The organism is Photobacterium carnosum, from assembly GCF_002849605.1.
Lineage (GTDB): Bacteria > Pseudomonadota > Gammaproteobacteria > Enterobacterales > Vibrionaceae > Photobacterium > Photobacterium carnosum.
This window is the reverse complement of record NZ_NPIB01000015.1, coordinates 81,748-98,012: the sequence shown is the minus strand read 5'-3', so window position 1 is coordinate 98,012 and position 16,265 is coordinate 81,748. Positions and strand designations below refer to the sequence as shown.

Sequence of the window (16,265 nt, the reverse complement as noted above, 5' to 3'; positions counted from 1 at the left end):
TGACATTACATCAATAACAAACAGGGTTTATTTACTTGTATTATGAGTTACTAATAATATTACTTATTAATAAACAGGCGACTAATAACTTTGTTTAAGGTGATAAACCCGTAAACCTTGAGCAACTTCAGCATAGGTCGCTGAACCAATATATTTAATTTGACGTTGATGCTCAGGCACAAGCGTAAAACTTGAATCTTCAAATCGCCCTTCGCCTTCAAATTCCAAATGCACAAAGAAGGCGGGTTTACTGCTACTTAGCATTACCACTATCTCATTATTGTGCTCTGCAACTTCAAAACGTAAATCAGGACAAGCTAGCTCACAGTATTTAGGGCGTGCTGGAAACCACGTATTTTCAATTAATTGCTGACCACTATGCAAATGCACATGGAAAAAGCCATCTTGTTCATGACCCTCTAAATCTTCATTCAACCATTCCCATACGATCTTGGTTGAGTCAGCTTCTAAATATTGCGCAATCGGCTCACGATAAAGAATTTCCCCTTCCCAGCTTTGCCATACCACTTCACCTTTTAACTCGGTATTTTTACGGCCATCATTCACAAGATGTAATTTAAGCCCATGTTGATCACGAGTAAAAGTAGCAATTTGCGGCGCAAAGAAGCGACGCGCATGGTAATGCAATTGTTTCCACCGGCCGCTGTATTCTAATGATGACCATGAACTTACCGGCCAACAGTCATTTAATTGCCAGAAAAGCATGCCACGATTAGTCGGTTTTTGAGTACGCCAATATTCAGCCGCTGTTTTGACCGCTAATGCTTGTTGTACTTGTGATAAATACAACATATTGACAAACCCATTCGGAAACCGAAAGTAACGGGTAAACATTTCGGTAATGATCGAATTGCCATTACTGCTTTTTTGATGGCTTTCAAAACTTGGCGAGCTAATATTCCAATCTTGTTCAGGCAAATAACTCTTTATCGTCGGTAATGACGGCCAAGATTGAAAACCAAATTCTGAGCAAAAACGGGGGGTTACTTGCAGATAAGAATCAAATTCTTTACCACTATCCCATACATCCCAGCAGTGCATATCACCTCGTTGAGGATCATGATGCCAAGTATCGATAATATTTAATTCACCATTACACGGTGAGCTAGCCCAAAAGCGACGCGAGGGATCTTCACGTTCAACGACGTCAGCTAATGCACGATTAAGCCGATCATAATTAATCAGATGCTTTTCACGATGCTGACGCGATTCAGGATCACGATCAATCGCCCCCAGCACCTCATTATCACCGCACCATAGCACTAAACTTGGATGATCTTTTAAGCGTCTAACTTGGTATTCAACTTCTTGTTCAACTTCTGCAATAAAATCAGGGGTTGATGGATACAATGCATTGGCAAACATCAAATCTTGCCAAACGAGTAAGCCTAATTCATCACAAAGATTATAAAAAATGTCTTTTTCATACATTCCACCGCCCCACACTCGCAGCATGTTCATATTAGCAGCGGCAGCATCAGTAACTAAATTACGGTAACGTTGCTCACTCATACGTGCAGGCATCGCATCCAGAGGGATCCAGTTAGCACCACGAACAGAGATAGGCACATCATTGACCATTACCACCATACTTTGGCCATGATCGTCATCTTCAGTAACTAATTCTAACTTGCGTAAACCAATCTGTTTAGTTATCGCAACGCCATCAGCTTCTAACGCTAATTTATATAACCGCTGCTTACCATAACCCGCAGGCCACCAATGGCGAGGATTATCAATACGGAAAATAACACTGGCTTTGGTTGCCTCTCGATCGAGAGTAAGACAAAAGGTTTGCCCATCAAAAGTAACCGACGCACTAGCCAGTCCTTTTTCAGAAACAACTTCATAATGTAAAGTAACCGCTAACTCACATTCTTGCTGGTGCCATTTCTGTTTAGTTTCTAGATGACTAATACGTACATGCTCAATTGGCTGTAGCACAATATCACCATAGACGCCCAAAACAGACAGACAAATACTCCAATCCCAACCACTATGAAACTGTGGTTTACGCAGCGTATTCATAAATGGAATTTGGTTATTACCCTTTGCCCACGGTACTGGGAACGGTAATTTATCTGCACGGTTTTTAGCGGCTAGATCAGCACGATGTAACACAATTTCAATGCGATTAGTGCCCACTTGTAAACAACTTAATACATCCACCTTATGGCGCATGAACATATTATTAAAATCGGCAACGGTATGACCATTAATACGAATTTCAGCTACCGTATCAAGCTGATCTAATACCAAGTCCATGGCATTACACGTCAGTTGTTCGGCAGTTAACTCAAAGTGGCGGCTGACAATCCAGTCGCACTCACCGACCCACTGAACTTTTTTTTCATTGGTTGCCCAATAAGGATCAGGGATCTCTCCGGCTGCATATAATGCCGAATGAACATCACCCGGCAAATCAATATGAAGGTCTTGAATTGCTGTACGTTGAACACACGCAAGCAACCACTGGCCATTAAGTGAGATTGTCATCAATCACTCCAATACTGAATATATTCAGTATTATTTAAATGTGTGAGGATAAATGGAAAGATTTACACGCGTTGTGATTACAGACAGTGATCACGGGTAAATTTCTATTATGTCATCAATATCAAAGCTTGATACCACAGCCAAAAAGTAGAAAAAGCCAGCAAAATGCCGGCTTTTTAGAACAGAGTTGTGTTATGACGATTTATTCTTCGTCTTCACTCTCTTCTTCATCATCTTCATCTGACTCGAAATAAGTACCCCAACCGTCATAATCGATGCTGTACTTTTCAGCCAATATCATTAACTTTTCAGCTTGTTCATCAATTAATTCGGCATTTAGAGCTGATTCCATTACGGCATCAAAACATACAACCTTGCCACCGCCGTCTTCAGGATCAAGTTCTAGCTCTTCTGCTTCTAAAACATTAAAACCAAGTTTAAATGCTTCAGCGGCAGCAGCTTCTAGTTCTTCAAATGTGTCTGCAGAAAAGTGGTGCTCAATAGTATAAAGCGCCTCTGGCTCACTGCCATCTTCAAGTAACGCGGCAATAATTTCGCGAGTTTCTTCTTTTTGCTCTGCAATCAATTCTGCGTAAGACATAGTATCACTCTACCTATGGAATAAATTTGCTGGCAAATATCGCATGGTTTGCACTCAATTACCATATCTTACGCGCAAGCCTAGTCTAAATTGATCTTAATCAATACTTAAGTCATTAACGCCAACGCCTAATGTACTCATCGCTATGCATAATATTCCACCACGATAATACCGACTATGCTGCGATAACCGCAATTCTGCGCTATATATTAATCTTTTGTAATATTATTCGCATAGACACCCAGTTTTTTTACACTAATATCCCGCGTTTTAAAATGGCACTTTCATCACTCAATATAAATGCAAACAATTTGTGAACAATCGTTGAGTTAGTAATCAAATTCCACTTTAGAATCATTGTGCCCCATAGCCCAATGAGACTATTTATGACCTATCTACCACCGTGATATTAAGTAGCACTATTTTTCAATTAGTTACATTTATTGTTTGTGCCCCTCTTTTTTCATAAGTGATCATTCTCACTCATGCAGACAAACACACCTTATGGTTGTCACTAACCGACGGTGCAGGAGATAACCATGACGACACACTCTGAGATTAAAACCGAAAAGAAAAGCTTTTTTTCCCAATTAAAATTTCCTTCTGCTTATACCATTTTATTTATGTTAATTGCTTTTGTTGCCGCCCTCACATGGGTTGTACCTGCGGGGCAATACGATCGTGAAATGAATGCTGAACTCGGTAAAGAAGTTCCAATTACAGGCACTTATAAACCAGTTGAGAGTAATCCCCAAGGCGTTGTTGATGTATTACTCGCACCAATAGATGGTTTTTATAACCATGAATCTTATGAAGCCGCCGCTATTGATGTGTCATTATTTATCTTAATTATCGGTGGATTTTTAGGGCTAGTAACAAAAACAGGTGCCATTGATGCTGGTATTGAGCGTGTCACCGCTCGCCTGCATGGTAAAGAAGAGTTAATGATCCCTATTCTGATGGGTCTGTTTGCCGCGGGCGGTACCATTTATGGTATGGCAGAAGAATCATTACCTTTTTATACCTTATTAGTACCTGTAATGATGGCGGCACGGTTTGATCCTCTCGTCGCCGCGGCAACGGTGTTACTAGGAGCAGGTATTGGTACATTGGGCTCGACAATAAACCCATTTGCGACAGTTATTGCTTCTAACGCTGCAGGAATACCGTTCACTGATGGCATTATGTTACGGATTATCATCCTAACCGTCGGTTGGTTAATCTGTGTCGGTTATGTCATGCGTTATGCAAAAATGGTGCGTGACGATAAAACCAAATCAATTGTGTATGACCAATATGAACAAAATAAAGTACATTTTTTAAGTAATCAATCGGACCAAATGCTTGAATTCACTACCACTCGTAAAGTTATTCTGACTATCTTTGGACTATCGTTTGCGGTAATGATTTATGGGGTTGCTATTGCTGGTTGGTGGATGCCACAAATATCAGCCATGTTCCTTGGCGTTTCTATTCTCATTGGCTTCGTGTCACGAATGAGTGAGGAAGATTTTTCAACCAGCTTTATTGATGGTGCGCGAGATCTGCTTGGAGTCGCGTTAATTATCGGTATTGCGCGCGGTATTGTGGTGATAATGGATCGCGGTATGATCACCGATACTATTTTAAATTCAGCCGAGCACATCGTTACCGGACTTTCAGCGGTCGTGTTTATCAATGTGATGTATATATTAGAAATACTACTGTCATTTTTAGTTCCATCAACCTCAGGGTTAGCCGTGCTGACCATGCCAATTATGGCTCCATTAGCTGATTTTTCAGGCGTCGGACGCGAACTCGTTGTTACGGCTTACCAATCTGCTTCTGGCGTAGTCAACCTAATCACACCAACTTCAGCTGTTGTAATGGGTGGATTAGCCATCGCTCGCGTACCTTATATCCGTTGGCTAAAATGGGTCGCACCATTATTAGGCATTATTATTGTATTTACGATGGTGGTTTTAAGTATTGGCGTAATATTAGTGTAACTCGCTAATTTAACCTATAAATCTATATCCTTTATTAAAACCGCCTACGGGCGGTTTTTTATTACTTATTATAAACATAGTCACATTTTTATTAGCAATAATAATAACGTCATGGTTATTTATCTTATGGGTTAATTAATACTTAGAATTATTTTTTAAACCTTATTTATTTTTCTAATCTTCTAATCTTCTAATCTTCTAATCTTCTAATCTTCTAATCTTCTAATCTTCTAATAAAACAGAAATTATATTTAAAATCATCAAATAAATATAATTTAAAACATATTTAAATTTAAAAAATAACAAAATAACAAAATAAACAGCCATCACAAAAAACACTTAAAGACATTATAAAAAAAATAAAAACACTTGTTATTTAATATATCTACGCATCTTATTTGAATAATATTCGCCACGATTAAAACTTAATTTAAAAAACAAAATGCATAAGATTTCATATCAAAATAAAATATACTTTAAAAACAATGATATAAAAACAAGATTTTTCTTAAAAAAACATGACAACTACATAATAAATCAGTAAATATCATTATTTTTTTATTATTATTTTTCGTAAAAAACCACTACCGCATAACTAAGTCATTAATAATTAAAGTGTGATAATGATCTTATACAAATAAAACTAACCACGTAGAATCAATTACATAAACAACACCCAATACTTATTTAACGCTTCGTAACTTTAAACATAGCCATCATTAATAGGCATAAAAATAGAGGGATACTATTATGGGTAACTTTTATGTGGGTTCGGAAATAGGTCAACTACGCCGCGTACTTATTCATCGTCCAGAGCGGGCTTTAAATAATCTAACACCATCAAACTGCCAAGATTTATTATTTGATGATGTTTTATCTGTTGAAAAAGCAGGTCAAGAACATGATGTATTTGCTAATACTTTACGCCAACAAGGTGTTGAAGTTTTATTATTACAAAATATGTTAAGCGAAACATTGGCTATTCCAGAAGCAAAAGATTGGTTGCTATCAACTCAGATATCAAATTACCGTTTTGGTGATACCTTTGCTAATGATATTCGCTGTTTCTTGGCTGACCTTCCGCATACTGAACTCGCTTCAATTTTATTAGGTGGTTTAAGTTACGCAGAATTGCCACTGCAATCATCATCGATTATGCAAAAAATGCATTCGCCTTGTGATTTTATTATCAAGCCATTACCTAATCATCTATTTACTCGTGATACCTCATGTTGGGTGTATGGCGGTGTTTCTATCAACCCAATGGCAAAAGAAGCACGTCAACGTGAAACAAACCATTTACGGGCAATTTATCGTTGGCATCCAACTTTTGCAGGCCAAGACTTCATTAAGTACTTTGGCGATGAGCAAAATGCTTATGACAAATCTACCATCGAAGGCGGTGATGTTTTAGTGCTAGGTAAAGGCAGCGTGTTAATCGGCATGTCAGAACGCACCACACCACAAGGGGTTGAAGCGTTAGCAGCCAGCCTATTTAAACACGGTCAAGCCAAGCAAGTCATTGCAATGGAATTACCAAAGCACCGTTCATGCATGCACCTTGATACCGTAATGACACATATGCGTGAAGATACCTTCTCTGTTTACCCAGAAGTTATTCGTAAAGACGTCCAATGCTGGAGCTTAACGGGCGATGCTTATGGCAACGTTAAAGCTAAAGAAGAAAGTTATTTTGTTCACGCTATCGAAAAAGCCTTGGGCGTTGATCAACTTAATCTAGTTACTACTGGCGGTGATGGATTTGAAGCAGAACGTGAACAATGGAACGATGCTAACAACGTATTAACTGTTAGCCCTGGGGTGGTTATTGGTTATGAGCGTAACACTTATACCAATGAAAAATATGATAAAGCAGGCATCACTGTTTTACCTATCCCTGGTGATGAACTTGGTCGTGGTCGTGGCGGCGCACGCTGCATGAGCTGCCCAATTGAGCGTGATGGTATTTAACCCAATAAAAAAGGGCTGGTGCGACTATCGACCAGCCTCTAATAAACGAGGAGATACACGGCTATGACGAAACAAACAGTTGTTGTTGCCCTAGGTGGTAATGCCTTACTACGTCGCGGTGAGCCTTTAGAAGCTAGCATTCAACGTCAAAATATTGCGACAGCGGCAAAAACCATCGCGGAAATTGCACTGCAATATAATGTCGTACTCGTTCATGGTAACGGCCCGCAAGTAGGATTACTGGCACTTCAAGGATTGGAATATAAAAAAGTGATGCCTTACCCATTAGATGTATTGGGATCAGAAACACAAGGCATGATCGGCTACATTTTAATGCAAGAACTTAAGAATTTACTACCAGAGCTAGATGTCTCTTGCATGCTTACTCAAATGCTCGTTGATCCGCAAGACCCAGCATTTGCTGATCCAACTAAGCCTATTGGCCCTGTATATCAAGAAGCTGAAGCGCGTGAATTAGCCGAGAAATTTCAATGGACAGTTAAAGCTGACGGTCAATATTTCCGCCGTGTAGTACCAAGCCCACAACCAATTGGAATTATTGAATGCGATGCTATCGAAACCCTAATTAAACGCAATCACTTGGTTATTTGTACTGGCGGTGGCGGTATTCCCGTTAAACGTGAAAACAACAAACTTATCGGTGTCGAAGCAGTAATCGATAAAGACATGTCAGCCGCTTATCTCGCCAAGCAATTAAATGCCGATGCGTTACTTATTTTAACTGATACTGATGCGGTTTATCTCGATTGGGGTAAAGCAACCCAGAAAGCGATCACCAGTACCACCCCACGCGCATTATCACAGTACAGCTTTGACGCTGGATCGATGGGACCCAAGATTGAAGCATCATGTGAATTTATCAAGCAAGGTGGGAAATTTGTCGGTATCGGCGCGCTACATGATGGATTAGAGATTCTAAAAGGCCAAGCTGGAACAAATATTATTGCGGATAAGTAGAATATTTATTCACAAATAACAAAAAATAAGATACACATATTATTAACATTTAATATTATTGAGCAACTAAACCATAACATAACAAGATTCAGTCGAAGAGATACTGAACCTTAAGAGGGATACATCATGGCTTTTAATCTTCGTAATCGCAACTTCCTAAAATTACTTGATTTCACTCCTCGTGAGATTCAACATTTACTTGAGCTTTCAGCTGAATTAAAAAAAGCGAAATACAATGGTTATGAGCAACCACGCCTTAAAGGTAAAAATATTGCACTGATCTTTGAAAAAACATCAACCCGTACTCGTTGCGCATTTGAAGTTGCCGCTTTTGACCAAGGCGCTCAAGTTTCTTATTTAGGCCCTTCTGGCTCTCAAATTGGCCATAAAGAATCAATGAAAGACACCGCTCGCGTATTAGGCCGTATGTATGATGGTATTGAATACCGCGGTTTTGGACAAAATATTGTTGAAGAACTTGGCGCATACGCAGGGGTTCCAGTATGGAATGGTCTAACAAATGAATTCCACCCTACTCAAATTTTAGCTGACTTCTTAACCATGCAAGAGCATGGCCGTGGTAAAGCATTACATCAAATATCATTTGCTTACCTTGGTGATGCGCGTAATAACATGGGTAACTCATTGATGGTTGGCGCAGCGAAAATGGGGATGGATATTCGCCTCGTCGCACCAAAAGCTTTCTGGCCTGATGCTGAACTTGTCGCTCAATGCCGTGAAATTGCAGCTGAAACTGGGGCTAAAATCACCATGACCGATGATGTTCAAGAAGGAGTTCAAGGCTGTGATTTCCTTTATACCGATGTTTGGGTTTCAATGGGTGAAGCCAAAGAAGCATGGGCAGAGCGAATCAATTTAATGTTGCCATACCAAGTAAACATGGCAATGTTACAAGCAACAGGTAATCCGCATGTGAAATTTATGCACTGTTTACCCGCTTTTCATGGCGAAGATACCACTATTGGAAAAGAGCTTGCTCAAGCTTACCCAATGTTATCTAAAGGGGTGGAAGTAACCGATGAAGTGATTGAATCAGACCACTCAATCGTGTTTGATGAAGCAGAAAACCGCATGCACACCATCAAAGCAGTAATGGTTGCTACATTAGGTAATTAAACCACCAACCTAATTACGATATCCTTTAATTCTTCTGCCGCTTATTAGAGCGGCAGTTGCATATTATTGCAGCTATAAAATTAAAAATAATATAAAAACTTTATTTTTCAAAATACTAAAAATAGAAACACAAAAATCTGTCATTCCTAAAATTGCATAAAAATCCGCACATTAAATAGTTAACGCAAACGCTTGCGTAACAAAAAATAGACGGTATAATCCTTCCAATTTGCCTAGCAAGAGATAAAAAATGAACCTAATCATAAATACCAAATTGATTCGCTGTAATCATCCGTTGATAATGGTTTGTTGTTTTATTTTTATTCTTTTTCAAAAAAAAGCCTCCTTTTAATAGGGGGCTTTTTTTTGCCTAAAATTTGGCAAACACAATGATAACAACCGTTTTTTAATTTAATTTAACCATCATAGGGAAAGAAGCCATGGCTAATTCGCTGTTTAAAAAGCATATTATTTCCATCTCCGAGCTTAATCGCGCTGAATTAGAGCTTATTATTGACACTGCTGCGAGACTAAAAGCCGAACCTAACCCGACCTTACTTAAAAATAAAGTCGTCGCAAGTTGCTTCTTTGAACCATCAACCCGTACCCGTCTTTCTTTTGAGACTGCCATTCAGCGCTTAGGCGGTACAGTGGTAGGGTTTGATTCACCAGGAAATACATCATTAGCCAATAAAGGTGAAACACTGTCAGATTCAGTCCAAGTGATCACCTCTTATGTCGATGCATTCGTTATGCGTCACCCACAAGAAGGGGCTGCACGTTTAGCCTCTGAGTTTTCTAATGGTGTTCCAGTGATCAATGGCGGTGATGGTGCTAATCAACATCCAACCCAAACCTTGCTCGATCTGTTTACGATCCATGAAACTCAAGGTCGACTTGATGGCATTAATATCGCTTTTGTTGGTGATTTAAAATATGGCCGTACCGTACATTCATTAACCCAAGCATTATCAAAGTTTAATGATGTTAAATTCTTCTTTATTGCCCCTGAAGTACTGGCAATGCCTGATTATATTTGCGAAGAGTTAGATGACGCAGGTATCAGTTATAGCCTGCACAACAACATGGAAGATGTTATTCCTGAATTAGATATTCTTTATATGACACGGGTTCAAAAAGAACGTTTTGATGAATCTGAATATGTACATATGAAAGCAGCTTATATCCTAACAGCTAACATGTTGGAAAGTGCACGCGACAATCTAAAAGTCTTGCATCCACTACCACGCGTTGATGAGATCACCGTTGATGTAGATAAAACCAAATATGCTTACTTCTTCCAACAGGCAGAAAATGGTGTTTATGCGCGTCAAGCGCTACTTGCTCTTGTACTTAATGAAAACCTATAGAAGAGGCGTGACAATCATGGTTAAGGAAACCCAACTTAAAGTTGAAGCAATTAAAAACGGCACAGTTATCGATCATATTCCGGCTAATGTCGGCATTAAAATCCTTAAATTATTTAATATCAAAGGAACGAATGAACGCGTCACTATTGGTCTTAATTTACCCTCTTCAGCATTAGGTACTAAAGATCTAATCAAAATTGAAAATGTGTTTGTCACTGAAGATCAAGCCAATCAATTAGCGCTCTATGCACCAAAAGCAACTGTTAATCAAATTGAAAACTACGAAGTGGTTAAAAAGCTTAATTTATCACTGCCTGAATTTATCAGCGCTATTTTTAAATGCCCCAACAGTAACTGTATTTCACATGGTGAACCCGTTAATAGTGGCTTTAAGGTACTGACTAAAAAAGCAGATATTCAATTAAAATGTAAATACTGCGAAAAAGTATTCTCACGTCAAATCGTGACTGAATGTAATCACTAAAAAGTCGATAAGTAACGTATCTACCCAGCAAATACACTTTCAATGAGAAAGAATAATAAGTATGCGCTGGGTATTTTTATCTGCATTCAAGAAACGGTTAACTCAACACAATCTATAACGTTAACCCCCATCACATTATTATCATTCACTAGAGTAACTTCATATAACGTTTGTTATTTGGTGATAATGGTCATATCTACACTATATTATAATTGCTATTATCAATATGCATACGTGCGCATTAAAGATGACCTATATCGTCTAATCCGTTATTGATCCATATCTCGCCAAGGAATGACCTCAAATGGATATCCAACCCCCATCAATCGACCATAATTATTGTAATGATAATATGACATCAGCATGTAAACGCTTATTACAACAGCAAAGTTTTACAACGCAAGATGATATTCGGTATCAGTTAATTGAATTAGGCTTTCACGATATCAGTCAATCAACAGTGTCACGGTTATTATTGCGACTCGGGGTAGCCAAAGTACCCAATGCTGCGGGGAAAAAAATTTATTGCCTTACAGCAGAGAATGAGCCAATTAAAATTAACGCTTCTATTGCGTCACAAGTTGAATTTATCAGCCATAACCAGTTAGTGGTTGTTATAAAAACCCACCCAGGTAGTGCACAATTAGTGGCACGGTTAATTGACATGCAGCCCCATGTGGATATTTTAGGGACGATTGGCGGTAACGATACCATCATGGTTGCGCCAAAAGATATTACTCGAATTAACGAATGCCTACAGGTAGTAAAACAACGCTTAGGGCTGAAATAGCTATTGATAACGATGATCATTAGTTGAATATAAGCGTTATTGCCCCCATATTAATTAACACTTAAAGGCTATTATTTTGCCTTTTAATGATCATAAAATAGGATAAATCATGACAAAAATTCTTCATACAGAGCAAGCACCAGCGGCAATCGGTCCTTACGTACAAGGTGTTGATCTTGGTAGCATGGTACTAACATCAGGTCAGATCCCGGTTAATCCACTAACAGGTGAAGTTGCAGAAGACATTGCAGCTCAAACACGTCAATCATTAGATAATGTTAAAGCGGTTGTTGAAGCATCAGGCTTATGTGTTGCTGATATCGTGAAGATGACTGTATTTGTTAAAGATCTAAATGATTTTGGTGCAGTAAATGAAGTTTACGGTGCATTTTTCGATGAACACAATGCGCCTTACCCTGCTCGCTCTTGTGTTGAAGTTGCGCGTCTACCTAAAGATGTAAAAATTGAAATTGAAGCGATTGCAGTACGTAAATAATCGTCAAAAAAGCGATCACGAGACTGAAATCAGTGATCGCTTTTTGTTCTTCATCGTAACAAGAATTACGATTGTTCCACTACTGCTAATACTTGCGCAAACCACGCAGAAAAAAGCTGTGGCGCTTGCTGTAATTGTAATTTCAACTCCGCCGTAGACCACCAACGATAAGCCATTACTTCCGCAACATTAGGCGTAAACACCAATCCATCACCATTAGCTATCAGCACATGATCTAACTCGTGTTCAATTAACTGATTATCCAATTCTGCGTAATAACAAAACTGACCGACATCGGTTAACTTAGTCGACAACGTAATGCCCATTTCTTCTTGTAAGCGACGAATGCCAGCTTGGCTAAACGACTCATCTTGACGAGGATGGGAACAACAAGTATTGGTCCATAAACCACCACTATGATACTTCTCTAATGCGCGTTGATGTAACAGGTATTCACGCCCAGAAGGAGTATCACGATAAAGTAATACTGAAAAAGCCAAATGCAATACGCCCTCACGGTGAGCTTGCATTTTTTCTTGTAAGCCAAGTTCATGGCCTTGCTCATCTACCAATACAACATATTCTTCAGTCATGATTATCTTCTACTCTTATCTCAAAATATTGTTCATCGTTATTGAGTAACAATAAAACAAAACAAGGACATGTTTATAAAACATGTCCTTGTTAATGATGCTCATATTATATCTTTTAGCTATGATTATTAAACGTTTAAATAAATACGATTAATGTTTGTTACGCTGAGCAACCTCTTGATCTAATTCTGCTAGCTTCACTGCCATTAGATCACGACTTTGGGTTAATAAGTTACGAACATCTTCTTTACCCAAACCAACCGTCGCAATCGGCTTCATAACTTCGACAATTACAATACCATTATCCCAACGATTGAGTTTTACCTTATCGGTTGAACTACATACAATTGGCACAACAGGAACTTGAGCACCGATGGCGGCATGAAATGCACCCGTTTTAAACGGTAGTAAACCACGGCCACGAGAACGTGTACCTTCAGGGAACATCCACACTGAGACTTTATTTTTCTTAATTTTATCGACAACTTGACCAATTGTACCTACCGCTTTACTACGATTAGCACGATCAATTAAAATATTTCCTGTGATCCAGTATAGTTGCCCAAACAGTGGGATCCAGACTAAACTTTTTTTACCTACCGTTACTGTACGCTGCATAATCGCACCAGATACAGTAAATAAATCATAAGTATTTTGGTGGTTAGCAATATAAACCGCTGGACCTACTTGATCCGCACCTTCAGCGTAACGGATTTCAAGCTTAATTCCGACCACGCGTGACATCTTGCTAAAAAGTCGTCCAAAAGTATAAACATGTTTAGGATTACGTGGACTAAATAAGCAATAACCACAACCAAAGACAAAAGTTACAATCGCAAAAATTGCAATCGCAATCATGCGTAAAATATAAATCATTCCAATACTCCTCAGCGTTCAAGTGTGGGTAAATATAAATAAATCACACTCGTTATGTGTAACCATAATGCTATCGTTAGCAACATAATTAACGCATATAAATCATTTAAAAAGCCCTCATAAATATGAGGGCTTTATTGTATATATCATCAACATTAACGGTCAGTTAATTGATCATCAGTCGCTGTCTGTGGCGAATCAATTTCAATATCTGTCACTCGTTGCAAGCCACGAGGCAACATTGAACCTCTACGCCCTCGTTCACCTCGGAAGTTTTCAAGATCACTTGGTTTCAAACCTAACTTACGTTTACCAGCATACAAGGTGACATGGCTATCTGCGGTGATAACCGTTAAGTAAGATAAGAATTCTTCACGCGCTTTTGCGCGTGCTGATGGAATATTAATGATCTTATTACCCTTGCCTTTGCCGAGTTGTGGCAAATCTTTAATTGGGAATAATAACATTCGGCCTTCATTGGTAATGGCCATAATCTGATCTTTGTTAATATCAGCAATCGGTTGAGGTGGCAGTACTAGTGATTTTTCAGGTACGGTTAATAAGGCTTTACCGCTCTTATTTTTTGATACCATATCGCTGCTCTTACAAATAAAACCATAACCTGCATCTGATGCCATCAACCATAACTGATCATCATCAGCCATCATAACCTGACGCATATGAGTGCCCGGAGTCAGATTTAAACGGCCAGTAATCGGCTCACCTTGACTACGTGCTGACGGTAAACTATGAGATTCAAGTGCATAACTACGACCATCTGAACCTAAGAATATCGCAGGTTGATTACTCTTACCTCGCGCATGGGCAAGATAGTTATCGCCTGATTTATAATTAAGCGTATTAGGATCAACGTCATGCCCTTTCGCATGGCGGATCCAACCTTTTTCAGACAATACAACAGTGATCGTTTCGCTTGGAATTAAATCACGCTCAGTCATTGCTTTGGCTTCTGCGCGCTCAACCAATGGAGAACGACGATCATCACCATACTTTTCAGCATCAGCGATCATTTCTTTTTTGATCAAGGTATTTAAACGACGTTCAGAACCTAATAGCGTTTCAAGCTGCTCACGTTCTTTAGCTAATTCGTCTAATTCACCACGGATCTTAATTTCTTCAAGTTTGGCTAACTGACGCAGTTTTATTTCTAAAATTGCATCCGCTTGAGTCATACTCAAAGCAAAGCGTGACATTAATTCCGCTTTAGGATCATCTTCACTACGAATGATCTCAATCACTTCATCAATGTTTAAATACGCCGCTAATAAACCTTCTAAAATATGTAATCGAGCAATCACTTTATCTAAACGATACTGCAAACGACGACGTACCGTATTACGGCGATATTCAAGCCATTCTTTAATGATTGTCACCAAGCCTTTAACTTGTGGACGACCATCTAGACCCAACATATTGATATTTGCACGAAAGCTTTTTTCTAAATCTGTCGAGACAAATAAGTGATTCATCAACTGATCGCAATCAATACGATTTGTACGCGGTACAATCACGATTCGAGTTGGATTTTCATGATCTGATTCATCACGTAAGTCTTCTACCATTGGCAGCTTTTTGGCACGCATTTGCGCCGCAATTTGCTCCAATAATTTGGCACCTGATGTTTGATGAGGCAACGCGGTAATAACAATATCACCGTTTTCTTTATGCCAAATAGCGCGCATTTTGACGCTACCACGCCCAGTGGCGTACATCTTCTTCAAATCAGATTTTGAAGTAATAATTTCAGCTTCAGTCGGATAATCAGGACCTTGCACAAATTCCATTAATTGTTCAAGGTCAGCATTGGGATTATCAATCATGTGCACAGCAGCATTAGCCACTTCACGCACGTTATGCGGCGGAATATCCGTCGCCATACCCACCGCAATACCTGTAATACCGTTTAATAAGATATGAGGTAAACGTGCCGGCAGTATTTTAGGCTCAAGCATAGTACCGTCAAAGTTAGGTACCCAATCAGCTGTGCCTTGATTTATTTCAGCTAATAATACTTCTGAAAAACGCGATAAACGTGATTCGGTATAACGCATTGCAGCAAAAGATTTTGGATCATCAGGCGCACCCCAGTTACCTTGGCCATCCACTAATGGATAACGGTAAGAGAATGGCTGTGCCATAAGTACCATCGCTTCATAACACGCAGAATCGCCGTGTGGATGGAATTTACCTAATACGTCACCAACAGTACGTGCTGATTTTTTATATTTTGCAGTAGCACTCAAACCTAACTCTGACATCGCATAAATAATACGACGTTGTACTGGTTTTAAGCCGTCACCAATAAAAGGCAACGCACGATCCATGATTACATACATGGAATAGTTTAAATAAGCGTCTTCAGTAAACTTTCTAAGTGGAAGCTGTTCAACGCCATCCATAGAGACATCAGTCATCGTGAGATAATCCGTCTTAAATAATGCGA

The 16,265-nt window shown here is 39.1% G+C and carries 13 protein-coding genes; 8 read left to right on the top strand and 5 right to left on the bottom strand.

The window, feature by feature from the left end:
- Window positions 1–81: 81 nt before the first annotated feature.
- Both CIK00_RS12930 and rraB read right to left on the bottom strand, forming a co-directional pair.
- A complete protein-coding gene (locus CIK00_RS12930) occupies window positions 82–2,517 on the bottom strand; it encodes a beta-mannosidase (protein WP_101769257.1) in 2,436 nt (811 codons plus the stop codon).
- 202 nt (window positions 2,518–2,719) lie between these two features.
- A complete protein-coding gene (gene rraB / locus CIK00_RS12925) occupies window positions 2,720–3,118 on the bottom strand; it encodes a ribonuclease E inhibitor RraB (RefSeq protein WP_101769256.1) in 399 nt (132 codons plus the stop codon).
- A gap of 539 nt (window positions 3,119–3,657) precedes the next feature.
- Here rraB and CIK00_RS12920 point away from each other — a divergent pair.
- From CIK00_RS12920 to CIK00_RS12885, 8 genes are all read left to right on the top strand, one after another.
- Window positions 3,658–5,106: a YfcC family protein gene (locus CIK00_RS12920; protein ID WP_101769255.1), complete on the top strand. Its 1,449-nt coding sequence runs from the start codon at window positions 3,658–3,660 to the stop codon at window positions 5,104–5,106.
- Between the two features lie 750 nt (window positions 5,107–5,856).
- Window positions 5,857–7,077 carry an arginine deiminase gene (gene arcA, locus CIK00_RS12915; protein WP_101769254.1) on the top strand — a complete coding sequence of 407 codons (1,221 nt, stop codon included), beginning with the start codon at window positions 5,857–5,859 and terminating at the stop codon, window positions 7,075–7,077.
- Window positions 7,078–7,140: 63 nt separating this feature from the next.
- Window positions 7,141–8,055, top strand: coding sequence for a carbamate kinase (gene arcC / locus CIK00_RS12910; protein WP_101769253.1), 915 nt, complete (start codon window positions 7,141–7,143; stop codon window positions 8,053–8,055).
- Window positions 8,056–8,181: 126 nt separating this feature from the next.
- Window positions 8,182–9,192 carry an ornithine carbamoyltransferase gene (locus tag CIK00_RS12905; RefSeq protein ID WP_101769252.1) on the top strand — a complete coding sequence of 337 codons (1,011 nt, stop codon included), beginning with the start codon at window positions 8,182–8,184 and terminating at the stop codon, window positions 9,190–9,192.
- 440 nt (window positions 9,193–9,632) lie between these two features.
- Window positions 9,633–10,562, top strand: a complete 930-nt coding sequence (gene pyrB, locus CIK00_RS12900) for an aspartate carbamoyltransferase (RefSeq protein WP_101769251.1) — start codon at window positions 9,633–9,635, stop codon at window positions 10,560–10,562.
- 16 nt (window positions 10,563–10,578) lie between these two features.
- Window positions 10,579–11,046, top strand: coding sequence for an aspartate carbamoyltransferase regulatory subunit (gene pyrI / locus CIK00_RS12895; protein WP_101769250.1), 468 nt, complete (start codon window positions 10,579–10,581; stop codon window positions 11,044–11,046).
- 304 nt (window positions 11,047–11,350) lie between these two features.
- A complete protein-coding gene (locus CIK00_RS12890; RefSeq protein ID WP_101769249.1) occupies window positions 11,351–11,836 on the top strand; it encodes an arginine repressor in 486 nt (161 codons plus the stop codon).
- A 109-nt stretch (window positions 11,837–11,945) separates the two neighbouring features.
- On the top strand, window positions 11,946–12,332 hold the full coding sequence (locus CIK00_RS12885) for a Rid family detoxifying hydrolase (protein ID WP_101769248.1): 387 nt from the start codon (window positions 11,946–11,948) through the stop codon (window positions 12,330–12,332).
- A gap of 65 nt (window positions 12,333–12,397) precedes the next feature.
- Here the strand turns inward: CIK00_RS12885 and idi are convergent, their stop codons facing one another.
- The 3 genes from idi to parC form a co-directional block, all read right to left on the bottom strand.
- Window positions 12,398–12,925 carry an isopentenyl-diphosphate Delta-isomerase gene (gene idi, locus CIK00_RS12880; protein ID WP_101769247.1) on the bottom strand — a complete coding sequence of 176 codons (528 nt, stop codon included), beginning with the start codon at window positions 12,923–12,925 and terminating at the stop codon, window positions 12,398–12,400.
- 150 nt (window positions 12,926–13,075) lie between these two features.
- Window positions 13,076–13,801 carry a 1-acylglycerol-3-phosphate O-acyltransferase gene (locus tag CIK00_RS12875; protein WP_101769246.1) on the bottom strand — a complete coding sequence of 242 codons (726 nt, stop codon included), beginning with the start codon at window positions 13,799–13,801 and terminating at the stop codon, window positions 13,076–13,078.
- Between the two features lie 155 nt (window positions 13,802–13,956).
- A complete protein-coding gene (gene parC, locus CIK00_RS12870) occupies window positions 13,957–16,236 on the bottom strand; it encodes a DNA topoisomerase IV subunit A (RefSeq protein WP_101769245.1) in 2,280 nt (759 codons plus the stop codon).
- Window positions 16,237–16,265: the final 29 nt, after the last annotated feature.